This window comes from uncultured Ferrimonas sp., from assembly GCF_947489035.1.
GTDB lineage: Bacteria > Pseudomonadota > Gammaproteobacteria > Enterobacterales > Shewanellaceae > Ferrimonas.
The window spans coordinates 186,189-209,671 of the sequence record NZ_CANLCI010000002.1; the positions used below are offsets into that span (position 1 = coordinate 186,189).

26 protein-coding genes are annotated in these 23,483 nt (G+C 52.7%); 8 read left to right on the forward strand and 18 right to left on the reverse strand.

Annotation, left to right across the window (positions count from 1 at the left end):
* Nucleotides 1-2: 2 nt before the first annotated feature.
* The 6 genes from hscB to trmJ all read right to left on the reverse strand — a co-directional run bounded on the left by hscB (nt 3) and on the right by trmJ (nt 4,072).
* Nucleotides 3-518 (reverse strand): co-chaperone HscB, encoded by a 516-nt coding sequence (gene hscB / locus Q0796_RS02105; protein ID WP_298439804.1) that lies wholly within the window; start codon nt 516-518, stop codon nt 3-5.
* 9 nt (nt 519-527) lie between these two features.
* On the reverse strand, nt 528-851 hold the full coding sequence (iscA, locus tag Q0796_RS02110) for an iron-sulfur cluster assembly protein IscA (RefSeq protein WP_168660259.1): 324 nt from the start codon (nt 849-851) through the stop codon (nt 528-530).
* 16 nt (nt 852-867) lie between these two features.
* Nucleotides 868-1,251, reverse strand: a complete 384-nt coding sequence (iscU, locus tag Q0796_RS02115; protein WP_298439810.1) for a Fe-S cluster assembly scaffold IscU — start codon at nt 1,249-1,251, stop codon at nt 868-870.
* Between the two features lie 75 nt (nt 1,252-1,326).
* Nucleotides 1,327-2,541 (reverse strand): IscS subfamily cysteine desulfurase, encoded by a 1,215-nt coding sequence (locus Q0796_RS02120; RefSeq protein WP_298439811.1) that lies wholly within the window; start codon nt 2,539-2,541, stop codon nt 1,327-1,329.
* 56 nt (nt 2,542-2,597) lie between these two features.
* Nucleotides 2,598-3,059 (reverse strand): Fe-S cluster assembly transcriptional regulator IscR, encoded by a 462-nt coding sequence (gene iscR, locus Q0796_RS02125; RefSeq protein WP_298439813.1) that lies wholly within the window; start codon nt 3,057-3,059, stop codon nt 2,598-2,600.
* Nucleotides 3,060-3,325: 266 nt separating this feature from the next.
* Nucleotides 3,326-4,072: a tRNA (cytosine(32)/uridine(32)-2'-O)-methyltransferase TrmJ gene (gene trmJ, locus Q0796_RS02130; RefSeq protein WP_298439815.1), complete on the reverse strand. Its 747-nt coding sequence runs from the start codon at nt 4,070-4,072 to the stop codon at nt 3,326-3,328.
* 175 nt (nt 4,073-4,247) lie between these two features.
* Between trmJ and suhB the strand changes: the two genes are divergently transcribed.
* Nucleotides 4,248-5,051, forward strand: coding sequence for an inositol-1-monophosphatase (gene suhB, locus Q0796_RS02135; protein ID WP_298439817.1), 804 nt, complete (start codon nt 4,248-4,250; stop codon nt 5,049-5,051).
* A gap of 269 nt (nt 5,052-5,320) precedes the next feature.
* Nucleotides 5,321-5,680, forward strand: coding sequence for a DUF3718 domain-containing protein (locus Q0796_RS02140; protein WP_298439819.1), 360 nt, complete (start codon nt 5,321-5,323; stop codon nt 5,678-5,680).
* A gap of 113 nt (nt 5,681-5,793) precedes the next feature.
* Here the strand turns inward: Q0796_RS02140 and Q0796_RS02145 are convergent, their stop codons facing one another.
* Nucleotides 5,794-5,973 (reverse strand): hypothetical protein, encoded by a 180-nt coding sequence (locus tag Q0796_RS02145; RefSeq protein WP_298439821.1) that lies wholly within the window; start codon nt 5,971-5,973, stop codon nt 5,794-5,796.
* A gap of 179 nt (nt 5,974-6,152) precedes the next feature.
* Here Q0796_RS02145 and Q0796_RS02150 point away from each other — a divergent pair, with 179 nt between their 5' ends.
* Nucleotides 6,153-6,563 (forward strand): phosphate-starvation-inducible PsiE family protein, encoded by a 411-nt coding sequence (locus Q0796_RS02150; protein ID WP_298439823.1) that lies wholly within the window; start codon nt 6,153-6,155, stop codon nt 6,561-6,563.
* Here Q0796_RS02150 and Q0796_RS02155 read toward each other — a convergent pair.
* On the reverse strand, nt 6,560-6,799 hold the full coding sequence (locus tag Q0796_RS02155) for a YecH family metal-binding protein (RefSeq protein WP_298439825.1): 240 nt from the start codon (nt 6,797-6,799) through the stop codon (nt 6,560-6,562). The two genes, Q0796_RS02150 and Q0796_RS02155, sit on opposite strands and share 4 nt — an antisense overlap.
* A gap of 140 nt (nt 6,800-6,939) precedes the next feature.
* Here Q0796_RS02155 and Q0796_RS02160 point away from each other — a divergent pair, with 140 nt between their 5' ends.
* From Q0796_RS02160 to Q0796_RS02175, 4 genes are all read left to right on the forward strand, one after another.
* Nucleotides 6,940-8,613, forward strand: a complete 1,674-nt coding sequence (locus Q0796_RS02160; RefSeq protein ID WP_298439968.1) for a sensor histidine kinase — start codon at nt 6,940-6,942, stop codon at nt 8,611-8,613.
* Complete coding sequence (gene btsR, locus Q0796_RS02165; RefSeq protein ID WP_298439827.1) at nt 8,610-9,317, forward strand: two-component system response regulator BtsR; 708 nt, start codon at nt 8,610-8,612, stop codon at nt 9,315-9,317. Before Q0796_RS02160 ends, btsR begins: the two co-directional genes overlap by 4 nt.
* A gap of 42 nt (nt 9,318-9,359) precedes the next feature.
* On the forward strand, nt 9,360-9,701 hold the full coding sequence (locus Q0796_RS02170; RefSeq protein ID WP_298439829.1) for an integration host factor subunit alpha: 342 nt from the start codon (nt 9,360-9,362) through the stop codon (nt 9,699-9,701).
* A 191-nt stretch (nt 9,702-9,892) separates the two neighbouring features.
* A complete protein-coding gene (locus tag Q0796_RS02175) occupies nt 9,893-11,347 on the forward strand; it encodes a carbon starvation protein A (RefSeq protein WP_298439831.1) in 1,455 nt (484 codons plus the stop codon).
* A 96-nt stretch (nt 11,348-11,443) separates the two neighbouring features.
* Here Q0796_RS02175 and Q0796_RS02180 read toward each other — a convergent pair whose 3' ends face one another.
* From Q0796_RS02180 to Q0796_RS02215, 8 genes are all read right to left on the reverse strand, one after another.
* Entirely contained in the window at nt 11,444-12,361 is a 918-nt protein-coding gene (locus Q0796_RS02180; RefSeq protein ID WP_298439833.1) for a bifunctional precorrin-2 dehydrogenase/sirohydrochlorin ferrochelatase, read from the reverse strand.
* On the reverse strand, nt 12,361-12,666 hold the full coding sequence (locus tag Q0796_RS02185; protein ID WP_298439835.1) for a DUF2007 domain-containing protein: 306 nt from the start codon (nt 12,664-12,666) through the stop codon (nt 12,361-12,363). The genes Q0796_RS02180 and Q0796_RS02185 overlap by 1 nt, the downstream gene beginning before the upstream one ends.
* A gap of 133 nt (nt 12,667-12,799) precedes the next feature.
* Complete coding sequence (secF, locus tag Q0796_RS02190; RefSeq protein ID WP_298439836.1) at nt 12,800-13,744, reverse strand: protein translocase subunit SecF; 945 nt, start codon at nt 13,742-13,744, stop codon at nt 12,800-12,802.
* 10 nt (nt 13,745-13,754) lie between these two features.
* A complete protein-coding gene (secD, locus tag Q0796_RS02195; protein ID WP_298439838.1) occupies nt 13,755-15,599 on the reverse strand; it encodes a protein translocase subunit SecD in 1,845 nt (614 codons plus the stop codon).
* A gap of 43 nt (nt 15,600-15,642) precedes the next feature.
* The gene (gene yajC, locus Q0796_RS02200; protein ID WP_298439840.1) at nt 15,643-15,969 is read right to left on the reverse strand and encodes a preprotein translocase subunit YajC; all 327 of its coding nucleotides are present in this window, start codon (nt 15,967-15,969) and stop codon (nt 15,643-15,645) included.
* Between the two features lie 28 nt (nt 15,970-15,997).
* Entirely contained in the window at nt 15,998-17,122 is a 1,125-nt protein-coding gene (tgt, locus tag Q0796_RS02205) for a tRNA guanosine(34) transglycosylase Tgt (RefSeq protein ID WP_298439970.1), read from the reverse strand.
* Nucleotides 17,123-17,287: 165 nt separating this feature from the next.
* Complete coding sequence (queA, locus tag Q0796_RS02210) at nt 17,288-18,337, reverse strand: tRNA preQ1(34) S-adenosylmethionine ribosyltransferase-isomerase QueA (RefSeq protein WP_298439842.1); 1,050 nt, start codon at nt 18,335-18,337, stop codon at nt 17,288-17,290.
* Between the two features lie 77 nt (nt 18,338-18,414).
* The gene (locus Q0796_RS02215) at nt 18,415-18,585 is read right to left on the reverse strand and encodes a hypothetical protein (RefSeq protein ID WP_298439844.1); all 171 of its coding nucleotides are present in this window, start codon (nt 18,583-18,585) and stop codon (nt 18,415-18,417) included.
* 100 nt (nt 18,586-18,685) lie between these two features.
* Between Q0796_RS02215 and Q0796_RS02220 the strand changes: the two genes are divergently transcribed.
* Nucleotides 18,686-19,264 (forward strand): ACP phosphodiesterase, encoded by a 579-nt coding sequence (locus Q0796_RS02220; protein WP_298439846.1) that lies wholly within the window; start codon nt 18,686-18,688, stop codon nt 19,262-19,264.
* Between the two features lie 432 nt (nt 19,265-19,696).
* On the opposite strand, the gene Q0796_RS02225 is transcribed toward Q0796_RS02220, so the two are convergent.
* Both Q0796_RS02225 and aceB read right to left on the reverse strand, forming a co-directional pair.
* Nucleotides 19,697-21,295, reverse strand: coding sequence for an isocitrate lyase (locus tag Q0796_RS02225; protein WP_298439848.1), 1,599 nt, complete (start codon nt 21,293-21,295; stop codon nt 19,697-19,699).
* Between the two features lie 29 nt (nt 21,296-21,324).
* Nucleotides 21,325-22,941: a malate synthase A gene (gene aceB / locus Q0796_RS02230; protein WP_298439849.1), complete on the reverse strand. Its 1,617-nt coding sequence runs from the start codon at nt 22,939-22,941 to the stop codon at nt 21,325-21,327.
* Nucleotides 22,942-23,483: the final 542 nt, after the last annotated feature.

Below are 23,483 nucleotides of genomic sequence, written 5' to 3' on the forward strand. Positions count from 1 at the left end.
GCTTACAGTTGCCACTGCTCTTCGAGCTGTGACAACTCCTGTTCCAGTTTATCGACAAATTTTAATTTGCGAACGTGATCGGCGGCTTGCTGCCATTGACGGTTTGTCAGTTGAGCGATCAGAGCGGCCATCATGGTTTGTTTTAAGGTGGCGAATTGTTGCTCTAATTCAACGGCCGCGGCAAACGGATCGGCTGCGTCAGCCAGCTCTTCGAGGGCTTCACGCAGTTCCATTTGCTGCATCAGGAACATGGGATCTTTGATAGTGGTGGTTTCGCCACGCAGTTCAACGCCATGCAGACGTAACAGGTATTCGGCTCGACCTAGAGGGGATTTGAGAGTTTGAAACGCGTCGTTGATTTCGGCGGTTTTTTGCACCGCCATCAAGCGATCGCGATCGCTGCCAGCGGCAAAGTTGTCAGGATGCACCGCGCGCTGCAACTCACGGTAGCGAGTGGCAAGCGCGGCAGTATCCAGTTCAAACCCTTGCGGTAGCGCAAACAGTTCGAAGTAGTTCATTCGGCGTCCTTAAACGGTAAAGCTCTCGCCACAACCACATTCGCCTTGGGCGTTAGGGTTTTCAAACTTAAAGCCTTCGTTCAGGCCTTCCTTGACAAAATCCACTTGTAATCCGTCCAAGTAGACCATGCTTTTGGCATCAATAATGATATTAACGCCCAGCAGTTCAAAAATTTCGTCGCCAGGCTGAAGTTCATCCACGAACTCCAAGACGTATGCCAAGCCAGAACAGCCGGAGGTTTTCAGCCCCAAACGCAACCCAAGGCCTTTGCCACGGTTGGTTAGGTAGCTTTGTACTCGTTCGGCTGCCGCTTCGGTCAAGGTAATGGCCATTACTAACTACTCCGGATTACTTCTGTTGCTTGCTCTGGTAGTCGGTGATCGCTGCTTTGATGGCGTCTTCGGCCAAAATGGAGCAGTGGATCTTTACCGGTGGCAAAGCCAACTCTTCGGCGATGGCGGTGTTTTTAATGGCCGCGGCTTCGTCTAAAGTTTTGCCTTTAACCCACTCGGTAACCAGCGAGCTGGATGCAATGGCAGAGCCACAACCGTAAGTCTTAAACTTAGCGTCTTCGATAACGCCGTTATCGTCGATCTTCAGTTGCAGTTTCATCACATCACCACAAGCGGGTGCGCCCACCATGCCGGTGGCCACGTTAGGATCGTTCTTATCAAACGAACCAACGTTACGTGGGTTTTCGTAGTGCTCGATTACTTTTTCGCTGTAAGCCATGTTGCTAGCTCCAATCTGTGCCCATTGCTCTGGGTCATTAAGCCGGCTCTTAGCGGCCGGCTTGCTAAATTCAGGTTAGTGAGCGGCCCATTCCACTTGGGACAGGTCAACGCCGTCTTTAAACATCTCCCACAGCGGCGACATTTCACGCAGCTTGTCGATGGAGTTGTTGATGATGCCAATGGCATGATCGACTTCGGCTTCGGTGGTGAAACGACCCACAGAGAAACGAATTGAACTGTGTGCCAATTCATCGTTCAAGCCCAATGCACGCAGCACGTAGCTTGGTTCTAAGCTGGCAGAAGTACAGGCAGAACCCGACGATACCGCCAAGTCTTTCAATGCCATGATCAACGACTCGCCTTCAACAAAGTTGAAGCTGACGTTGAGGTTGCCCGCTACGCGCTGTTCGGCATCGCCATTCAAGTACACTTCGTCCATGTCCTTGATGCCGTTCCATAAGCGGTTACGCAGCGCTAACACACGTTCATGTTCAACGGCCATCTCTTCTTTCGCAACACGGGCGGCTTCACCCATGGCTGCAATTTGGTGGGTTGCCAAGGTACCAGAACGCATGCCACGTTCATGGCCGCCACCGTGCATCTGCGCTTCTAAGCGGATGCGTGGCTTACGACGTACGTACAGAGCACCGATGCCCTTAGGCCCGTACATCTTGTGACCAGAGATGGAGATCATGTCCACTTTCATGGTTTTTACGTCAATGGCCAGCTTACCCGCTGACTGAGCTGCATCCACGTGCAACAAAATGCCTTTGCTGCGACACAGTTCGCCGATGGCGCCGATGTCGTGGATAACACCCACTTCGTTGTTCACGTGCATGATCGAAACCAGTACGGTGTCGTCGCGCATCGCGTCTTCAAAACGGGACAGTGGGATGATGCCGCTGGCATCAGGATCAAGGTATGTAACCTCAAAACCTTCACGCTCTAATTGGCGACAGGTATCCAAAACCGCTTTGTGCTCGGTCTTGGAGGTGATGATGTGCTTGCCCTTCTTGTTATAGAAGTGGGCTGCACCTTTGATGGCCAAGTTATTAGACTCGGTGGCACCGGAAGTAAATACGATCTCGCGTGGATCGGCATTCAACAGTTCCGCAACTTGGTTACGGGCAATGTCAACGGACTCTTCTGCCTGCCAACCAAAGCGGTGCGAACGGGAGGCCGGGTTACCGAAGTTACCGTCCAGGGTGAGGTGCTGCATCATTACGTCTGCAACGCGCGGATCTACCGGCGTAGTAGCAGAATAATCAAAATAGATGGGAAGTTTCATACCTTCTCCGGTGCTGAGCCAGTCACTATGGTACTGGCGAGATACAACTGTCGGAACTAGGCGCGAGCCTGATCCCGTACCTGTGCCTTTTCTTGGCGCAGGCTTACGACTTTTACTTGCCGGTCTTCCATCAGATCAGCCAGGCTGATGCCATCAAGAAAACTGGCGATGCGATCACTTAGGTCGCCCCACAACGAGTGGGTTAAGCAACGGGCGCCGCCTTGGCAGTTGCTTTGACCGTGGCAGCGGGTTGCGTCTACGGACTCATCGACCGCGTGCACCACCATGGCTACCGAAATATCCGCGGCGGCTTTACCCAATAGGTAACCACCACCAGGGCCACGAACGCTGGAAACCAAACCTTGTTTACGCAGTTTGGCGAACAGCTGTTCTAGATAAGACAGGGAGATCCCCTGACGTTCTGAGATCTCTGCCAACGGCACCGGCCCATCCGGCGTGTGCAAAGCCACGTCAAGGATGGCGGTTACCGCATAGCGGCCTTTCGATGTAAGTCGCATTGCCAGTTTCCTTCCGAAATTCTGGGGTCTAGTCTACATACCTGACTAATTTAGTCAAGTATTTAACCCTTCAGTTTAGTCAACTATTATTGCCACTAATAGCGCAGTAACTGAACTGAATACCCCAGTGCAGGACAGCGGTATTTAACCCCAAGCAGCACTCAGGATCAAACGACTTTCGACCAAGGCTCTAGCAACATCACACTGTGGCCAAATGCGTGCGTAAATTAGGCCATTGCTGGGTGATAACGCTGCATTTTTCAACATCAATCATTGCGGCGATTATTACTATCTATGCGGTCGATTGAGGTCAGAATGCCGCGAAGAATATTCAACTCGATCTGCTCTGGCCGCGCTCGATTATAAAGGCGCCGCAATTTGGTCATGATTTGCCCCGGATGCGCCTTAATAATGAAGCCGGTTTTCAGCAACACCTGCTCCAGATGCTGGTAGAAGCCTTCCATCTGAGCGGAATCCGGGTACTGCTGTGGCTCTTCCTCTGTCGCTGCATTGGCCGCTTCGGCGAGTTCCAGCTGCGCCATCCGCGTTTCATAACTCAACAGCTGCACGGCTTGTGCCAAGTTCAGCGAGCTGTACTCTGGATTCGCAGGAATGCACACATGGTAATGACACATCTGCAGCTCTTCGTTATTAAGGCCGTGATTTTCTCGGCCAAACACCAGAGCAACAGGCCCCTGCTCCGATTCAGTCGCCAACTTGCGCCCCGCTTGACGGGCATCAAACATCGGCCAGCTGTGGGTTCGGCTTCGGGCACTGGTGCCGATCACCAAAGCACAATCGGCAATGGCCGACGCCAAATCATCGGTGACAACCAGATCGCGCAATACGTCACTGGCACCGGCGGCTAACGCTATCGACTTACCGTCCACTTCGGTGCGCGGTGCGGCTAAGTAGAGATTAGACAGCCCCATGGTTTTCATGGCTCTGGCGGCAGAACCGATGTTACCTGGGTGGGAAGTACCGACTAATACGATGCGGATGTTATCGAGCATGGCGAATAAACTCTCAGTAAAAACAGGCTGCGGATATTATCACAGAGCGCGACTATCATTTAGCTTGCTGAATTTGGGGTTGCTGCCCTTGCCAAGCGGCAATATTTTGGTAGACTTGCGCGCCTTATCCGGGGAGCCCCCCGGCCGCGTTCTTTTACATCCTTGGGGTATCGATATGCATCCGATGCTGAACATCGCCATTCGCGCTGCGCGTAATGCAGGTAACGTGATCACACGTGCCTATGAAGATTTTGACAAAGTTGAAGCTGAGCAAAAAGGCTTAAACGATTTTGTAACTAACGTAGACCGTGACGCCGAGCGCGCCATCATCGCTGCGATCCGTAAAGCGTACCCAGAACACACCATCATTGGTGAAGAATCTGGTACTGACGTTGGCACTGACAACGACTTTCAGTGGATCATTGACCCTCTGGATGGCACCACCAACTTCCTGAAGCGCATTCCACACTTCTCTGTTTCCGTTGCCTTGCAAGTAAAAGGTCGCGTTGAAGTGGGCGTAGTATACGATCCAATCAACAACGAACTGTTCAGCGCTTGTCGCGGCCAAGGCGCACAGCTGAACAGCCAGCGCATTCGTGTTGCTTCTCATCGTGACATCAAAGGCACCCTGCTGGGTACCGGTTTCCCATTCAAGGCCCGTCAGCACGCTGACACCTACATGACCATCTTTGCTGATCTGTTTGCCGATGTTGCCGACATGCGTCGTGCTGGTTCTGCGGCACTGGATCTGGCTTACGTTGCATGTGGTCGTTTGGACGGTTTCTTCGAGATCGGCCTGAAGCCATGGGATTTCGCGGCAGGTGAACTGCTGGTTCGCGAAGCGGGCGGTATCGTTACTGACTTCGCTGGTGGTCACAACCACGGCACTTCCGGCAACATCGTTGCCGGTTGCCCGAAGGTAACTGCTGGTCTGGTAAACAAAATGCGTCCTAACCTAAGCGAAGCGTTACAACGCTAAGCAAGATGGATCGCTGAGCTCGACTCAGACAGAACGCCAAAGGGCCGCTTACCGTGTAAGCGGCCCTTTTTGTTGGTTCGAATTCGGCAGATGTAAGCAAATATATGTAAAATATATGAATGAAAATTCCAAGCATTTGTCCCGCCTCAGAATCTTATTTCCTGCCAAATAACGTGCCACTGTGCGGTTACACTCGGTTACATTCCCCCACAACAAACGAAGCGATAACGCCAACAATTAGGATGCTTTATTCAATGGAGGAACATCCTATGAAAGCGCTATTGTTAACTGGAGTTATGGTGTTGGGTTGCAGCGCAGCCGCCTATGGGGACAATCGTCAATTTGTGGCTGCCGATGATCGCATGGAAACGCAGGTGTGCATTGATGCTGCCACCAAAAGCATGCGCAGCTTTTCGCAGAAGCTGCATAACAACCGGCTGAATTACCGGATTATCGGTAAACAGCTGTTGTGTAACGATGAGGCGGTAGCCACCTTTGCCGCTCGCTATAATCCCGATCAACGGGTATCAAGCCGGATCGCACGCTACAGCCCCGAAGCGGTGAAAACTCAGGTAAAGATCACCGAACTGGCGAGCCTGTCTGGGCCACTGGTGATATTCGCTAACTAACCGGCCTTTTGCACTGCCACTTTGCGCTCAAACGTCTGCCTTGCTTCTGGCCAACATTTGAGCGTTTTTATTGGGCCTGCAATGCCAACCTGACTTGCCTCTCTACTGAGCAGTCAGGTTTTATCGTGCCCGCCCCAACGGCCAAGGCGAAGCAGCGCGAACAGAAGCAACACCGCCAATACCACCGCCGGCATCAACAGCACGCTGATCATCAAGACCCAAACATAGGGCAAGTGCCGTGGATGCAACCAGCGCTGGCGCCGTTCACCATCGGGATCGTGAAAGCGATTCATCTGCCCTCCTAGTTAACCCTTGCCAATCAACAAGTCACCAGCAAATTTGCTTGATAACTCACTGAGTTAGAAAACTTTGTGCTATAGCTCACATCTCGTTGCCAGTAATGTTGGTGGCCACTCAATGGCATCATTACACTCTGGCCGCATCAGACTCTTGTCAAAACAGGAAGATTGGAATGCGAACGTTATATCGCGGCTATGGCTTAAAGTTTATCAAATACGCAGAGATCGGCATCTTGATGTTGATCGCCGTGGCCACTTTATTCGCCATTGGCGAAGAGGTAAAAACCGTTTGGCATCGTGGCCACGTGGAATTGGCGGATCTGTTGTTGCTGTTTATCTACTTGGAAGTGTTAGCGATGGTGGCAAATTACGCCGAGATAGGGAAACTGCCAATACGCATGCCGGTCTACATCGCCATTGTGGCGTTGGCACGGTATCTGATTTTAGATATGAAGGCGATGGATGACTGGCGCATCCTCACCGTGGCGGGCGCAGCGTTGGTTCTGGCCCTGACCGTTCAAGTGATCCGTTATGGCCAAATTAAATGGCCCTACCCCGAGAACGGTCAGTCGCAATCAGATTAGTGACCGCACATGTTGCCGCGGTTTAAAACGTAACCTTCGCCGTCGGCAACCACTTTTTGCATTTTAACGAAGAAGGTCAGGATCTGTTCGATGTTCTGATCTTCTAAACGACAAGTGTGAAAACGAACCTCAGCGCCAAAAGCGTTGTTGGCCAGTTCGGTCAACTGCGCCAAGTTTTGTGGCTGTGCTTGCTCGCCGATCAGGTTAAGTAGTTCGTGGGCGTGAACGCTAGACATGGAAACTCCATCGAAAATAGTTAAAGTTGCATCACAATAGCACCTTAAATCACCACACAAACCTGTACCGTCACTGATCTGTGAATCAGGCCACAGTTCCCTTTCTCCAATAAGCGCGAGGCCCAATGCTGGCAGAAACCATTCAACTGACCATTGGCTTAACCCAACAGATGAGCCTCTATCTGGTGATGGCTTATCTGTTAACCAAAACCCCAGTTTTACGGCCAATGGTGGATCTGGCCGTAGGCTTGCCGCACAAATTCGTGCTGTACATCACCTTCTCGATGCTGTGCATCATGGGCACTTATTTTGGCGAACAAACCCACGATGCCATCGCCAATACTCGGGCGATGGGGGCGGTATTATCGGGCTTGCTTGGTGGCCCAGTGATTGGTTTCTTGGTGGGCTTAACCGGCGGCCTGCATCGCTACAGCTTGGGGGGTTTTACCGACACTGCCTGTGCCATATCCACCACCATGGAAGGGCTCTTTGCGGGGTTAATGCACCTGAAATTACTGCGCAGCAAACAACTAAATCAGCTGTTTAACCCTTTTCGAGTGTTTGCCATCGCCTTAGGCGCTGAAATTTTACAGATGCTCACCATTTTGGTGGTGGCTAAACCTTTTGACGACGCACTGCAATTGGTGCAAACCATTGCCATTCCCATGCTACTGGTTAACTCGCTGGGCGCGGCGCTGTTTATGAGCATGATCCGCGATCAACGCACCATGGCAGAAAAGCTGTCGTCGGTGTATTCCGCCAAGGCGTTAAAAATTGCCGAGCGCACCGTAGGTCACCTCAACCAAGGCTTCAATCCCACCACGGCATCCGCGGTGGCCAACATCATCTTTGAAGAAACCGGCGTAAGCGCGGTGGCGATCACCGATTGCGATAAGTTGCTGGCCTTTATTGGTGCTGGCGCCGATCACCATAAGGTGGATACCCCCATCGCCTCGGCGCTGACCAAGCAAGCCATCAGCAGCAACAAGGTGGTGTTTGCCGATGGCATTGAACAGCACTACAGCTGCTCCATCAGTGCCCAGTGCCCTCTGGGTTCCTGTTTAATTGTGCCGCTGCGGGGCGAAAATGAAGTGATCGGCACAGTCAAACTCTACGAGAAGAAGTCCCGCTTCTTTTTGCACCTAAACCAAACCTTGGGCGAAGGCATTGCGCGGGTACTGGCCAATCAAATCCTGCACGGTCGATTTTTAGATCAGCATAATTTGCTGGTGCAGGGCGAACTGAAGCTGCTGCAAGCGCAGATCAATCCACACTTTTTATTTAATGCGCTCAACACCCTAAATGCGGTGATCCGCCTCGATCCAGACAAAGCCCGTTCACTCACCCAACACCTTGCCGCATTCTTGCGTGCCAACTTAAAGCGTGGCGCCGAAGTGATCACCGTGGCCGAAGAGCTGGAACATGTGCGCTCGTACCTGACCATTGAAAAAGCCCGCTTTGGCGAGGCGCTGTGCGTTGAGTGGGATATTTCCAAAGCGCTGTTGCAACAAAAAATCCCCACCTTTACGCTACAGCCATTGGTGGAAAATGCGGTTAAACACGGCACCTCAACCTTGCTCGAACCCGGTAAGATCACCATTGTGGCTGAACAAGTTGGCGAGCAGTTGCGCTTAATTGTGCGCGATAACGCCGGTGCTTACCAACCGCCATCACACTCTGATGGGCTAGGCATGGGCATCGTGGATAAACGCATTAAGGCCGTCTATGGCCAGCACTACGGCATTACGGTTGAATGCCAACCGGAACAGTACACCAACATCATTGTCTCTTTACCTGTGAGCAGTACCCTATGATCCGCGCGCTTTTGATTGACGACGAACCGTTAGCTCGGCAAGAGCTGGCGCTGCTGTTACAACACCATGACGACATTGAGGTGGTGGCTGAAGCCAGTAATGCCATTGATGGCTTAAGCAAGTACCATCAGCATCAACCGGATCTGCTGTTTATTGATATCCAAATGCCAAAAGTCACCGGCATGGAGATGGTGTCGATGCTGGATAACAGCACCTTACCCCACATCGTATTTGTGACCGCTTACGATCAATACGCCATTGATGCCTTTGCCAATAACGCCACCGACTATCTGCTTAAGCCCGTTAGCAACGAACGGCTGGCGCAAACCCTAGCGCGGATCCGCGCCAGCAGCAGTGCCGCCGTCCCCACCATCACCGAAGCGTTAACCCACCTGCCCTGCTTCAGTGGCAAACGGTTAAAAGTGGTCGATGTGGCTGACACCGAATACGTGTTTTCCGATCTCAGTGGGATCCATGTGGCCAGCACCGATGGCAGCTACCACACCCACTTAACCCTTAAGGTCTTAGAGCAGCAAGGAGCCTTTTTACGCTGCCACCGGCAATATCTTATCCAACCCAGCGCCATTGCTGAGATTGTGCTGCAAGATGGTGGCTGCGCCGAAATTATTACCCACAGCGGTAAGACCGTGCCCGTAAGTCGGCGCTACCTAAAACCACTTAAACAGAAATTTGGCTTCCAATAGCGTGATTTTTTAGGCACCTCCACCATCTGCTTCTACACTTTCATGGAGCCGAACACGGCAACTGAACCTGTTTTTGTGCAACGAGGTAGTGGCATGTCATTAACCAAAGCCGATCTGACCGACCTACTGGTGAATCACCGTCATATGAAGGTCGCTGAAGCCCGCTCTTTAGTGGACGTATTCTTTGAAGAGATCCGCGAGAGTCTAGAGCGCGGCGAAGAGGTCAAACTCAGTGGGTTTGGGGTGTTTCATCTTCGCGATAAAACCCCACGCCCTGGGCGTAACCCCAAAACCGGTCAATCCCACGAGATCGCAGCACGCCGAGTGGTTACCTTCTCTGCCGGTGGCAAGCTCAAAGGTCGCGTCGCCACCTTAAAGGCGTAGCCGCTGCTGTATTGATCACCCACAGCCAGAGCCCCCATTGGTTCTGGCTGCGCCATCAACTCCCCCCCTTAACCGCTTAATCTCACCAGCGACCGCTCAGGCCTTCAATTCGACCGCTTACTCAGATCCTAAAGCCGTGACAATTCAGATCGGTACGATGTGCCATAACAACTCCTGTAAGGAATACTGAAATGTTATGGTTTTTTAGTTGCATCGCCCTGCTGATCGGCGGCTACTTCATGTATGGCACCTTTGTCGAAAAGGTCTTCGGCATTAAGGCAAGCCGCCAAACTCCTGCCCACACTCGCACCGATGGCGTCGACTACGTGCCGATGTCGAAAAAGAAAGTGTACTTGGTGCAGCTGTTAAACATCGCCGGTGTTGGCCCAATTTTCGGCCCTATCATGGGGGCGTTGTACGGCCCCGCGGCCATGTTGTGGATCGTCTTTGGCTGCATCTTTGCCGGTGCCGTACACGACTACTTCTCTGGCATGTTGTCGGTTCGCAATGGCGGCGCTTCGGTGCCCACCATCGTTGGCCGCTACTTAGGGGCGCCAGCCAAGCACTTTATGAACCTGTTCGCCATCGTACTGTTGTTGTTGGTTGGGGTGGTATTTGTGTCGGCACCGGCGGGCATGTTAACCAACCTGATCAACACCCAAACCGATTTGGCGGTGGGCAGCTTAACCATGGTTGGCATCATCTTCAGCTACTACGTGGTTGCGACCATCGTGCCGGTGGATAAGATCATCGGTCGCTTCTACCCACTGTTTGGCGCACTGCTGATCTTTATGTCGGTGGGCTTAATCGTGGCCTTGATCGCCTCTCCTGAACACCAGTTGATGGGCGAGTTCACCCCTGCTGACATGCTCAGCAACATGAACCCGAACGACATGCCATTGTGGCCAGCCCTGTTCATTACCATCGCTTGTGGGGCGATCTCTGGCTTCCACGCCACCCAGTCGCCACTGATGGCGCGCTGCATGGAGAACGAGCAAAACGGTCGCTTCGTTTTCTACGGCGCCATGATTGGTGAAGGCGTGATCGCGCTGATCTGGTGTGGCTTGGCGCTGTCGTTCTTCGGCAATGTCGACAACCTTGCTGAAGCCGTTGCCAATGGTGGCCCAGGCAAAGTGGTTTACGATGCCTCGTTTGGTCTGCTGGGTGTATTTGGTGGGGTGCTGGCATTCTTGGGGGTGGTGATCCTGCCTATCACCTCTGGCGATACCGCCTTCCGCTCTAGCCGCCTGATTCTGGCTGAATACTTCGGCATGAGCCAAGTAAAAATCACTAACCGCCTGCTGATGGCTGCGCCGCTGTTCATCATTGGTGCCATCCTGACCCAAGTCGATTTTGGCATCATCTGGCGCTACTTTGGTTTTGCCAACCAGCTAACCGCGGTGATGATGTTATGGACCGCGACGGCCTACTTGGCTCGCGCCGACAAATTGCACTGGATCACCACCGTACCCGCGCTGTTCATGACCACGGTGATCACCACCTTTATCCTTAGCAGCGCGAAGCTGGGCTTTGGGCTACCCATCGAGATCTCCACCGCGTGTGGCGTTGTTACCGCTTCGGTTGCCGCTTGGCTGGTGGTTGGGGTGATTGGCAAGCAACCTCTGCCTGCCGATGCCGAGGCGTAAGCTTCTGTGAATGTTCAATTGAGTTAGCAGCAAAATTGACGCAAAAACGGCGCTCCTCGGAGCGCCGTTTTTGTTGTTGTAACCCAGCTCGGAGCCTTAGCTCAGCGGGTAATAGGGATCAGCCCAGCTGACATTGCTCCGCTGCAATCGTTGTTGCCACTGCGCTAATTCCGCCTTAGGCAGTACCAACAACAGCCGTTCACCTTGAGCCAACCAGTCGATAACATCACCGTGTTGCGCCAACTGCAGCTGATCTTGGCTGGCATCACGCCGTACCAGCTCAAGCAGCATCGGATCCACCGCAGTGGCGCTCACCACCCGATCCAAACGCTGTAACTCGGCCATCGCCGCAATCGGCAACAACGCCGGATTTTGCTGATCGTGCATCAGCCACAATTGGCCTTGACCGGCGACACCTTGCTGCGCGGTCTCCAGATGGGCTCGGGTTTGCTCGCTGTAGCCCAAGCCATTTGCCGCAATAAAGCGCTCCCACACCCCTCGGGAATCGTCATTGCTCTGCTGTACTTTGCGCCGCGCGCCACCAATAAACTGCGCAAGTTTGCCCAGTGTGCGCGGTAAACGAGTTTCTAAAGCCGCACGCAGGGTACGCACCAACACCGGTGCGCTGCCTTCACTGCCAATGGCAATCACAATTGGCGCTCTATCAACGATGGCGGGGGTGATCACACTGCACAGTTGCGGCTGATCAACCACATTCACCCATAAGCCTAAGGCTTTGGCTTCGCGGGCGATCTGTTGATTCAGTTCGCTGTTGTTGGTGGCGGCAATAACCCCATGACGCCCTTCAAGCAATTGCGGTTCATAACGTTGGGGTAAACACTCAATACGGCTGCCATCCAAGGCGCGAATGCTGGCCACCACCGTCGGCGACACCACCGTGAGCTGTGCTTCACTACGGGCCCACAGGGCAATTTTACGGGCGGCCACTTCGCCGCCGCCCACCACCAAAATTCGCATGGCGGCGGTATCATGAAACAGAGGGAAATATCGCATTAGGTCACCGGCTCACTGCCGCAGCGCCAGCACAGCTCAAAGTGACCATCATTTTGTTCACCACAACTGCACTGCCACGGGGCGATGTTTTGTTGATATTGTTGCAGTAGCCCTTTGGCTGCTGGCAGATGGCATTGTTGCACCAACACTCTGATCTGCTGAGTGTCCATTGGCAGTTCGCCGGCAGCACCTCCAAGGGCTTCACCCAGCAGTCGCACCGGAATGGCTTGTTGCTCGAGTAAGCCTTTGAAAGCGTTCGCTTCGATAGAGTTACTGGCTCGGAACAGTTCGACATAGCTGTCCATGGCGGCGTTCTCCTTAACTTCAATGCATCCCTGCTGCCAGTGCAGCTAAGGCACAGGCAGTATGACGCTAAAACGCATGATCCAGATAACAAAAAGCCACCCCAAGGGGTGGCTTGTCAAGGCATTTTGGCGATTACGGTAGGATAGGATCCTGATCCGCGCCCTCTTTCTCAATCTGCACCGGCATCATGTGTTCTTTGGTGATGCCCAGCTGAATGGCCGCAAAGCTGGCCACGTAGATGGAGGAGTAGGTACCCACGCCGATCCCCAACAACAATGCGGTAGCAAAGCCGTGGATCATCGAACCGCCCAACATAAACAGCGACACTACAACAAACAGCGTGGTGGCGGTGGTGATGATGGTTCGGCTCATGGTTTGAGTGACCGAAGTGTTTACCACGTGCTCTGGCGTTCCCTTACGCATCTTGCGGAAGTTCTCTCGCACTCGGTCATACACTACGATGGTGTCGTTCAAGGAGTAACCCACCACCGCTAAGACCGCCGCCAGTACGGTCAGATCAAACTCAATCCATAAGACCGAGAACACCCCAAGGGTGATGATCACATCGTGCACCAACGCCAGTACCGAACCTACCGCCAAGCGCCACTCAAAGCGGAACGCTACGTAGATAAGAATACAGATGATCGCAGCCAATACGGCCAAACCACCCTGCTCGGTCAGCTCTTCACCAACCTGCGGGCCAACAAACTCAACCCGCTTGATCAGAGCTTCGCCCGGCATCGATTTCGCCGCCGATTCAACCTGACCAACTAATGCGTTGCCTTCGCCGGATTTCGGTGGTACCCGCACCAAGATGTCGCGGGCGCTACCAAACTGCTGCACAACAGCGCCGTTGATCCCTTGCTGCTCAAGTGCACCACGAACGTCCGCTGGTGACGTTGGCTGCTGGTACGCGATCTCCACCACGGTACCGCCGGTGAAATCCAAGCCCCAGTTCATGCCGCGCATTGCCATGCTGGCGATGGAACCGATGATCAGCACAATCGACAGTGCAACCACTGGCTTCGCGTGCTTAAGGAAATCAACGGTGTTTTTTAGGTTTAACAGTTGAAACATCGTAATCCCCTTAAATATCCAGTTTCTTCATGCGCTTGCCACCCCACAGGGCGTTAACCACTGCACGAGTACCAACGATGGAGGTGAACATGGATGTCGCGATACCGATCATCAGTGTTACCGCAAAGCCCTTCACCGGCCCGGTGCCCACAGAGAACAGGATCAACGCGGTGATCAAGGTGGTGATGTTGGCATCGGCAATGGTTGAAAACGCGTTAGCGTAACCTTCATTGATTGCCTGCTGAATGCTACGACCGGCTTTGATCTCTTCACGAATTCGCTCAAAGATAAGCACGTTACCATCCACTGCCATCCCCACGGTTAACACGATACCGGCAATGCCTGGCATGGTTAACGTGGCCCCAGGGATCATCGACATAATGCCAACCATCAAGATGATGTTACCCGCCAACGCAGCCACGGAAATCATACCAAACTTACGGTAATACACCGCCATGAACAGCACCACGGCCAGCATACCGTACATCAATGCCGCTTTACCGTTATCGATGTTCTCTTGACCCAGTGACGGACCAATGGTGCGCTCTTGCACAATGGTGATTGGCGCAATCAAGGCACCAGCACGCAGCAGCAATGACAAGTTTTGCGCTTCGGCAGGCGAGTCGATGCCGGTAATGCGGAAACTACGGCCCAAGCGAGCTTGGATGGTGGCCACGTTAATGACCTCTTCAATCTTGTTGAAGGTTGGCTTGCCATCCGCATCGCGTTCACCGGTTGGCTTGTATTCAATGAATACGGTCGCCATGCCTTTACCAATCATGTCTTTGGTAAAGTCAGCCATCTTGTTGCCACCAACGGCATCCAAGTCGATGTTTACCTGTGGCTGGCTGGTTTCACTGTAACCGGATTTCGCGCCGGTGATGTGATCACCGGTTAAAATCACCCGCTGTTGCAAGATCACCGGGCGACCATCACGGCCGGTGTAAAGCTTGGCATCCGGCGGCACAATGCCACGCATGGCAGCATTGATGTCGGCGTTTTCAGCTAAGGCGCGGAACTCCAAGGTGGCAGTTGCCCCAAGGATCTCTTTGGCGCGCGCGGTGTCTTGCACCCCTGGCAGTTCAACGGTGATGCGATCCGCACCTTGACGCTGCACTACCGGCTCGGCCACACCCAGTTCATTCACACGGTTGCGCAAAATCGTGATGTTCTGCGTCAACGCGTATTCCTTTACCTCTTTCAGGTAAGGTTCGCTGAAGCTGGCAACGAAGCTCAGCTCATCGCGCGACTTAAACACCAAGTTTTGGTTGTTCTGCTGTAAGAAGGTCAGCGCTTGCTCGGCCACATCGGCTTTGCGGAAGCGCACTTCTACCCCAGTAGGAGCAATGCGAACCGCAGAGTAACGCAGGCGTTCTTTACGCAGCTGAGCACGGAAATCGGTTACGATTTGCTCTTGCTGCTTATTGATCGCCTCGTTCATGTCCACTTCCATCAGGAAGTTAACACCACCACGCAGATCCAAGCCTAACTTCATTGGGGTTCCGCCCAATGATTTCAGCCACTCTGGCGTGGCCGGAGCCAAGTTGATCGCAACGATGTAGTCGTCACCCAGCTGTGATGCTACCGCATCTTTACCACGGCTTTGGTCTTCAACGTTGCTGAAGCGCACTTCAACTAAGCCGTTTTCCATCACCACATTTTTGCTTGTAATACCTGCCTTGGTAAGGGCTTCGCGAACATCATCCACCGTAGTGGCGGTTATTGTCGCGTTCCGGCCTGCAGAGATCTGCAGCGCCGGATCTTCCCCATAAACGTTTGGCAAGGCATACAGCAGCCCGATGGCAAGCGCGAACACCACCATCAGGTTTTTCCACATCGGGTATTTGTTCAACACACCGCTGCCCCTTCTTCAGTCAAACTAGATCGTTATTATTGTTTTACAGAGACTGGATAGAGCCTTTCGGCAGTACCGCAGTAACAAAGTCTTTTTTCAGCGTTACTTGGTTGTTGTCGTTCAGTGACAACACCACGTAATCGCTGTCGTCAGCCACTTTGGCGATTTTGCCAACCAGACCACCGGTAGTCAGTACTTCGTCACCCTTAGACAGAGTCTCAACCAGAGACTTATGCTCTTTCACACGCTTGTTTTGCGGACGCAAAATCATGAAGTAGAACACCAGACCAAAGATGGCCAGCATAAATAATGGTTCGAAACCACCCATAGGAGCACCGGCGTCAGCAGCGTAAGCATTTGCGATAAACATATGAAACTTCTCTCTTTTATTGGATTAATTAGTCGTTTACTGGTGGCACTTCGCGGCCAAGCTTGGCGTAGAACTCTGCGACAAAGCCATCTAGGTTACCCTGCTCAATCGCGCCTCGCAAACCTTCCATAACTCGCTGATAATAACGCAAATTGTGAACGGTATTGAGACGTGCACCTAAGATCTCGTTGCAGCGATCTAAGTGGTGTAAATATGCACGGCTGTAGTTTTTACAGGTGTAGCAATCACAGCCCTCTTCCAGCGGTGATACGTCATCGCGGTGTTTGGCGTTGCGAATTTTCACTACGCCTTCGGCGGTAAACAGGTGACCGTTACGGGCGTTACGGGTTGGCATTACGCAATCGAACATGTCGATGCCGCGACGCACGCCTTCAACCAGATCTTCTGGTTTACCCACGCCCATCAGGTAACGTGGCTTATCTTCTGGGATCTTCGGACAGATGTGCTCCAAAATACGGTGCATATCTTCTTTGGGCTCACCCACCGCCAAACCACCCACGGCGTAACCGTCGAAGCCGATGTTAACCAGACCTTCTAATGATTCGTCGCGCAGGTGTTCGTAAACGCCACCTTGGATGATGCCAAACAAGTTGTTTGGGTTTTCCATGCGGTCAAACTCGTCACGAGAACGCTGCGCCCAACGCAGAGACATCCGCATCGACTTACCCGCTTCCTCTTCGGTTGCAGGGTAAGGGGTACATTCGTCAAAGATCATGACGATGTCCGATCCTAAGTGGTACTGGATCTCCATCGACTTCTCAGGATCTAAGAAGATTTTGTCGCCATTGATTGGGTGGCGGAAATGCACGCCCGCTTCGGTGATCTTACGGATGTGGCCCAAGCTGAATACTTGGAAACCGCCGGAATCGGTCAATATCGGCTTATGCCAATTCATGAAACCGTGCAGATCACCATGCTTCTGCATGATCTCGTTACCTGGGCGCAGCCACAGGTGGAAGGTATTGCCCAAGCAAATTTCAGCGCCGGTGGCTTCCACTTCTTCAGGGGTCATGCCTTTTACGGTGCCGTAGGTGCCCACTGGCATAAACGCCGGAGTTTCAACGGTGCCACGTTCAAAGGTTAACCGACCGCGGCGGGCGCGACCGTCAGTACCCAGTAGATCAAATTTCATTTTCATTACGAAAAACCTCTAACCAGAGAAACAGTCTGGTGATGGCAAAGTCTAGCGATAACCGCCTTGGATTAAAGCTAGATGGGGATGAGCTGCAGTAACTTCAAGTCACTGCAGCGGATTTAAATCGACAGCACAGAGCTGTCGATTTAATAGGATTGGGAGTTACTCGCCGTCACGGCGGGTGACAAACATGGCGTCACCGTAGCTATAAAAGCGGTAACCATTGGCAATGGCGTGCTTATAGGCGTTCATGGTCTGGTCTTGGCCGGCAAAGGCCGACACCAACATGATCAAGGTGGATTCCGGCAAGTGGAAGTTAGTCACCATCGCATCCACAATGTGGAACTGTTTGCCTGGGTACAAGAAAATCGAGGTTTCAGAGGCAAACGGCGCCAGCAATTCACCGTGGCGGCGGGCTTCTTGCGCCGCGGATTCCAATGAACGTACCGAGGTTGTGCCCACCGCAATCACACGACCACCATTGGCCTTGGTACGCAAGATGGCATCCACCACCGCTTGGTCTACTTCGGCGTATTCCGAATGCATGTGGTGATCTTCAATCTTGTCCACTCGCACCGGTTGGAAGGTACCGGCACCAACGTGCAAGGTAACGTAAGCGGTGTTAACCCCTTTCTCTTTTAAGGTGGCCAACATGGCATCGTCAAAATGCAGCCCCGCGGTTGGCGCCGCCACGGCACCGGGACGCTGGTTGTACACGGTTTGGTAGCGTTCGCGATCCGCACCCTCATCCGGACGGTCGATGTACGGTGGTAATGGCATGTGGCCAATGCGATCCAAAATCGACAGCACCGTTTCATCGCCATTGAATTCAATTTCAAACAGCGCATCGTGGCGTTCCACCATGGTGGCGGTCACGTCTTGTTCAAAATGCAACTGATTGCCGGGCTTCGGTGATTTAGAGCAACGCACGTGGGCCATCACGCGCTTCGAATCCAACACCCGTTCCACCAGCATCTCAAACTTGCCGCCAGACGCCTTTTGGCCGAAGACACGGGCCGGGATCACTCGGGTGTTGTTAAACACCATCAGATCACCGGGACGCACCAGCTCCAACAGATCCGGGAATTGACCGTCGTTTAAGGCGCCGCTGTCACCATCAAGGTGCAACAAACGCGAGGCGCGACGTTCTTCAGTGGGGTAACGAGCGATCAGTTCGTCAGGAAGATCAAATTGGAAATCGGCAACCAGCATGGTGATGAATACTCTAAGAGCCTGTCAAAGCGGGGGCGATATTGTAAATCAGACAGGCACAGTTGCAAGCTTTGCGCTTAGCCTTTGCGAACCTTATCTTGCTTCGAACGCTGCTGTTGCTCGTATTGGGCCAATGTCTCGCTGAATTGCGGCGGCACATTATGGCTTTCAATGGTAACGTCTAAAGACACCGGCTGGCGTTTATCGTTCTCTAAGCCTAACTGTTTTGATAACCACTTAAATGGCATTCAACTGCCCTCCCTGGTGAATCTAATTTCAAATCAATCGGTTATCCATAACCTATACGCCAGAAAGCATAATCAATGAACCAGATGTGGGCAAACTTATTTGAATTTTTTAAGCCACTTTTATATTGCCGATCAAACCGATACCGATGTGGCTGGCGCCATCGCGGCCGACTTTGTTCGCGGCAGTTTGCAGCCGTGGCCGGAACCCCTGCAAACCGGCATGGCACTGCACCGACAAGTAGACAGTTTTGTTGATGGTCATGAGCTGACGCTGGCACTGAAGGCGCAATTTGCTCCGCAGCATCGCCGCATGGCGGGAATATTGTTAGACATGGCGTTCGATCATCAACTTGCCCAGCATTTTGAACAGTGGCACCCCTTATCGCTGCACCATTTCAGCCAACATTGTTATCAACAGCTGCTCAGTGCGCCGCTGTTACCGCCGGATTTAGCCACGCTGGCGCCCAAAATCGCCGCCGGAGACTGGCTTAGTCACTACCAGTACCGCCACGGCATTAACCGCTCTATCACTGGCATCGCCCAAAGGTTGTCAAAACCGCAGCGGCTGCTTGCCGCCCAAGATGAGATCTGGCGGCTGGAAGCGCCCATCGCAACCGGCTTTACCCAATTGATGCCAGAGCTGCTGCAACACTGTCATCAATGGCTGCACCAACGCTGAACGGCGCAGTTCGATTGCAATTACGGATCCATAAAGCCAAAAAAAAGGCTGTGTACCAATTAGCTGTTGAACTTATTGTGCATGACCCGCTGCGGCATAAAGGTCATTGCCGGGACCGCCCGGCGGCGGGCAAGGGACTGGTCCCTTTGCAATCCCGAGCGCCTCCGAAGTGACGACCCCCCCCTCTTTGCTACGAGCTAGTGTGCCGTCGCCACTGCGACATAACCATTTGAAAGCAGTGCCATCGAAGCTCGCCGCTGGCGACAATAGCTACCGCGCAGCAACGCCAACAGTTAACTAATACACAGCCAAAAAAAAGGGTCTACCCATAGTGGTAGACCCAAAGGCATGTCACGAACAAGACACGACGGGAAAAGGAAAGGTGGAGCGGGTTAAAAGCGCTGCCAGCGCATCCGCCAGCAGCGTACTGGTTTAACCAAATTGGTTCATGGTGTTGTCTTTACCAGAGGCTTTCAGGGCTGCCTCGCCAGAGAAGTACTCTTTGTGATCGTCGCCCATATCAGAGCCCGCCATGTTCTGGTGCTTCACACAGGCGATGGACTGACGGATCTCTTGGCGCTGTACATTCTTGACGTAACCCAGCATGCCCTGATCCCCAAAGTATTCCTTAGCTAGGTTGTCGGTCGACAAGGCCGCAGTGTGGTAGGTCGGCAAGGTGATCAAGTGGTGGAAGATCCCCGCTTCACGTGCCGCATCAGCTTGGAAGGTGCGGATCTTGTCGTCGGCTTCCTGCGCCAGTGCAGAATCGTCGTACTCTACGCTCATCAGCTGGGTGCGATCGTAGGCGGCAACATCTTTACCCGCTTCAGACCAAGCATCAAACACCTGCTGACGGAAGTTTAGGGTCCAGTTAAACGATGGGCTGTTGTTGTACACCAGCTTGGCGTTCGGCACGGTTTCACGGATCTTGTTCACCATCTCAGCGATCTGGCCAACGTGCGGCTTTTCGGTCTCAATCCACAGCAGATCGGCACCATGTTGCAGCGAAGTCACGCAATCCAGTACCACGCGATCGATGCCGGTGCCTTTACGGAACTGGAACAAGTTCGATGGCAGACGCGCTGGTTTCAGCAGCTTGCCATTGGCTTTGATCACCACATCGCCATTATTGATGTCGGCGGCACTGTCGATGTACTCGCCATCCAAGAAGCTGTTGTACTGATCGCCCAGATCGCCGGGTTCGTTGGTGATGGCAATCTGCTTGGTTAAGCCCGCCCCTAAAGAGTCGGTGCGCGCCACAATCACGCCATCATCCACACCCAGCTCGAGGAAGGCGTAGCGAACCGCGCGAATTTTGGCTAAGAAATCTTCGTGCGGCACGGTTACTTTGCCATCTTGGTGGCCACACTGCTTTTCATCAGACACTTGGTTTTCAATCTGAATACAGCAGGCACCGGCTTCAATCATCTTTTTCGCCAGCAAGTAGGTGGCTTCGGCATTACCAAAGCCGGCGTCGATGTCAGCAATGATCGGCACGATGTGCGTCTGATGACCATCAATGGCCGCTTGCAGCTTGGCTTGCTTGGCGTTATCGCCTGCGTCTTTGGCGGCATCAAACTGGCGGAACAAACCACCAAGCTCACGGGCATCGGCTTGGCGCAAGAAGGTGTACAGCTCTTCAATCAAACTGGCGACAGAGGTTTTCTCGTGCATTGATTGATCCGGCAGCGGCCCAAACTCACTGCGCAACGCAGCCACCATCCAACCCGACAAGTACAGGTAGCGACGGTCGGTGCTGTTAAAATGCTTTTTAATCGAGATCATCTTCTGCTGACCGATAAAGCCGTGCCAGCACCCCAAAGATTGGGTGTATTGGCTTGGATCTTGGTCGTAGCGATCCATGTCCGCCCGCATGATGCTGGCGGTATATTTGGCAATGTCCAAACCGGTTTTAAATTTGTTTTGCGCTTTCATGCGCGCGGCGTACTCAGGATCAATTGCATTCCAAGCGCTGCCTTTCGACCCAATCAAATTGGCGGCTGAATCGATATCGGACTTATAGGTAGACATGTACTAACTCCTTGTTCTGGATTGGCGCTTTAAGCAACCGTTTGTCGGGTCAAAACTTGATAGCCTGGTAGGGTCAGGAAATCGGTTAACTGATCGGCACTGGTCAGGGTTCTAAACAGCTCAGAGGCTTCGTCAAAGCGGCCATGGTCGTAACGCTCGGCGCCCAGTTCTTCGCGCACCACTTGCAGCTCTTGTTGCAACATCTGTTCAAACAGTGCCACCGTAACCAACTGGCCGTTATCCAAATGGGTGCCATGTTTGATCCACTGCCAAATTGAGGAGCGGGAAATCTCAGCGGTGGCAGCGTCTTCCATCAAGCCATAAATCGGCACGCAACCGTTGCCAGAGATCCACGCTTCCACGTACTGCACCGCAATGCGGATATTGGCACGCATGCCTTGCTCGGTGGCTTCGCCAGCACAGGGTTGCAGCAACTCTGCGGCAGTGATTGGTGCATCCTGATCACGGCTAACGCTCATCTGGTTGGGGCTCTCACCAAGGTATTGATCCATCACCGCCATCGCGGTATCCGCTAATCCTGGGTGGGCAATCCAAGTACCATCGTGGCCGTTTTTCGCTTCCAGCTCTTTGTCTGCATGCACCTTGGCCAGTACCGCTTGTTGTTTGGCGGGATCCTTGGCCGGAATAAAGGCCGCCATGCCCCCCATCGCCAAAGCTCCACGGCGGTGACAGGTTTTAATCAACAAGCGTGAATAGGCGTTTAAGAACGGCTTATCCATGGTGACCGCTTGGCGATCCGGCAGCACCCGATCGGGGTGATTACGCAGGGTTTTAATGTAGCTAAAGATGTAATCCCAACGGCCGCAGTTCAACCCCACAATGTTGTTGCGCAGCTCGTACAGGATCTCGTCCATCTCGAACACGGCCGGCAGGGTTTCAATCAAGCAAGTGGCTTTGATGGTGCCCGGCTGCAAGCCAAAACGCTCTTCGGTGTAAGCAAACACTTCTGCCCACCAACGTGCCTCTAGGTGGCTTTGCAGTTTTGGAATGTAGAAGTAAGGGCCACTGCCATTGGCCAGCAACTGCTGGTGGTTGTGGTAGAAGTAGAGAGCAAAATCCACCAAGGCACCGGCGATCGGCTGGCCTTGATAATTAAGGTGCACTTCATCCAGGTGCAAGCCGCGCACTCGAGCGATCAATACCGCAGGATCCGGTCGCAGCTCATAGCGCTTACCGCTGTCTGGGTGAGTAAAGTCAATGTGGCGATTGATGGCATCACGCAGGTTGGCTTGCCCTTGAATCACTTTATCCCACGCCGGAGCCAAGGAATCTTCAAAGTCGGCCATGAAGATTTTCACGTCGGCATTCAGGGCATTTATCACCATTTTGCGCTCAACCGGACCGGTTATTTCGACCCGTCGGTCTTGCAGATCCGCAGGGATCCCCAAAATTTGCCAATCGCTGCGACGGATGGCAGCGGTTTCTGCTAGAAAGTCCGGCAGTTTGCCTGCATCAATTTGAGCCTGACGCTCCAAACGCAGTTGCAGCAATTCATCGCGGCGACCATTAAAGCGTTGCGCTAATTCTTCAACCAGCTGCAGTGCCTGTGCACTTAAAATGGCGGCGGACTCTGGTTGTTCTGGACCGATGATCTCGATGGCGCTGTGACCACTTTGGATACTCATTCAATACCCTCCCTGCTGGACTTTCAGTTGTAACTTAAAAACTTCCAATGACGCCGAATGCATCAGCGCCTAAATGCCTAAGTAGACTGTAGCTTTAAAACTGCAATAACGAACAATTAAAATCAACAATTAATTAAACGTACGTTTACATGCCCACCTAAGCGACTGTTTTAAAACAAATAAAAACAACAGGCCGATGTTGAGCAATTACTTAAAACATACGTTTCATTGAATTAATACTAAGGTCTAACCAAGAGGTACCGTACGGTTGTTTATTTACGAAATTAAATTACATAAGGAATTATTTACAAAACCAACCAGCGAGCATTCCTGCCTCAATAACCCACCAAAAATTCAAAGGCTTGTTCACGTTTCCGTACAGGGAAACTTTAAAAATCAGCTGCTATTCAAGGTTTAACACCGTTCTGTTGGACTGAAATCGTGGCGCACCGTTTAATTGTTACGTTAACGTAAACGTAACGTTTGCGATTTTCACGTTTCCAAAACTGTGCAAAAAAAACAGACAAAACCCGCTTTTGCTA

What these genes read in the sequence shown, in the direction of transcription:
- hscB (WP_298439804.1), bottom strand. Translation starts at nt 518, where the DNA reads ATGAACTACTTCGAACTGTTTGCGCTACCGCAAGGGTTTGAACTGGAT.
- iscA (WP_168660259.1), bottom strand. Translation starts at nt 851, where the DNA reads ATGGCCATTACCTTGACCGAAGCGGCAGCCGAACGAGTACAAAGCTAC.
- iscU (WP_298439810.1), bottom strand. Translation starts at nt 1,251, where the DNA reads ATGGCTTACAGCGAAAAAGTAATCGAGCACTACGAAAACCCACGTAAC.
- Q0796_RS02120 (WP_298439811.1), bottom strand. Translation starts at nt 2,541, where the DNA reads ATGAAACTTCCCATCTATTTTGATTATTCTGCTACTACGCCGGTAGAT.
- iscR (WP_298439813.1), bottom strand. Translation starts at nt 3,059, where the DNA reads ATGCGACTTACATCGAAAGGCCGCTATGCGGTAACCGCCATCCTTGAC.
- trmJ (WP_298439815.1), bottom strand. Translation starts at nt 4,072, where the DNA reads ATGCTCGATAACATCCGCATCGTATTAGTCGGTACTTCCCACCCAGGT.
- suhB (WP_298439817.1), top strand. Translation starts at nt 4,248, where the DNA reads ATGCATCCGATGCTGAACATCGCCATTCGCGCTGCGCGTAATGCAGGT.
- Q0796_RS02140 (WP_298439819.1), top strand. Translation starts at nt 5,321, where the DNA reads ATGAAAGCGCTATTGTTAACTGGAGTTATGGTGTTGGGTTGCAGCGCA.
- Q0796_RS02145 (WP_298439821.1), bottom strand. Translation starts at nt 5,973, where the DNA reads ATGAATCGCTTTCACGATCCCGATGGTGAACGGCGCCAGCGCTGGTTG.
- Q0796_RS02150 (WP_298439823.1), top strand. Translation starts at nt 6,153, where the DNA reads ATGCGAACGTTATATCGCGGCTATGGCTTAAAGTTTATCAAATACGCA.
- Q0796_RS02155 (WP_298439825.1), bottom strand. Translation starts at nt 6,799, where the DNA reads ATGTCTAGCGTTCACGCCCACGAACTACTTAACCTGATCGGCGAGCAA.
- btsR (WP_298439827.1), top strand. Translation starts at nt 8,610, where the DNA reads ATGATCCGCGCGCTTTTGATTGACGACGAACCGTTAGCTCGGCAAGAG.
- Q0796_RS02170 (WP_298439829.1), top strand. Translation starts at nt 9,360, where the DNA reads ATGGAGCCGAACACGGCAACTGAACCTGTTTTTGTGCAACGAGGTAGT.
- Q0796_RS02175 (WP_298439831.1), top strand. Translation starts at nt 9,893, where the DNA reads ATGTTATGGTTTTTTAGTTGCATCGCCCTGCTGATCGGCGGCTACTTC.
- Q0796_RS02180 (WP_298439833.1), bottom strand. Translation starts at nt 12,361, where the DNA reads ATGCGATATTTCCCTCTGTTTCATGATACCGCCGCCATGCGAATTTTG.
- Q0796_RS02185 (WP_298439835.1), bottom strand. Translation starts at nt 12,666, where the DNA reads ATGGACAGCTATGTCGAACTGTTCCGAGCCAGTAACTCTATCGAAGCG.
- secF (WP_298439836.1), bottom strand. Translation starts at nt 13,744, where the DNA reads ATGTTTCAACTGTTAAACCTAAAAAACACCGTTGATTTCCTTAAGCAC.
- yajC (WP_298439840.1), bottom strand. Translation starts at nt 15,969, where the DNA reads ATGTTTATCGCAAATGCTTACGCTGCTGACGCCGGTGCTCCTATGGGT.
- tgt (WP_298439970.1), bottom strand. Translation starts at nt 17,122, where the DNA reads ATGAAATTTGATCTACTGGGTACTGACGGTCGCGCCCGCCGCGGTCGG.
- queA (WP_298439842.1), bottom strand. Translation starts at nt 18,337, where the DNA reads ATGCTGGTTGCCGATTTCCAATTTGATCTTCCTGACGAACTGATCGCT.
- Q0796_RS02215 (WP_298439844.1), bottom strand. Translation starts at nt 18,585, where the DNA reads ATGCCATTTAAGTGGTTATCAAAACAGTTAGGCTTAGAGAACGATAAA.
- Q0796_RS02225 (WP_298439848.1), bottom strand. Translation starts at nt 21,295, where the DNA reads ATGTCTACCTATAAGTCCGATATCGATTCAGCCGCCAATTTGATTGGG.
- aceB (WP_298439849.1), bottom strand. Translation starts at nt 22,941, where the DNA reads ATGAGTATCCAAAGTGGTCACAGCGCCATCGAGATCATCGGTCCAGAA.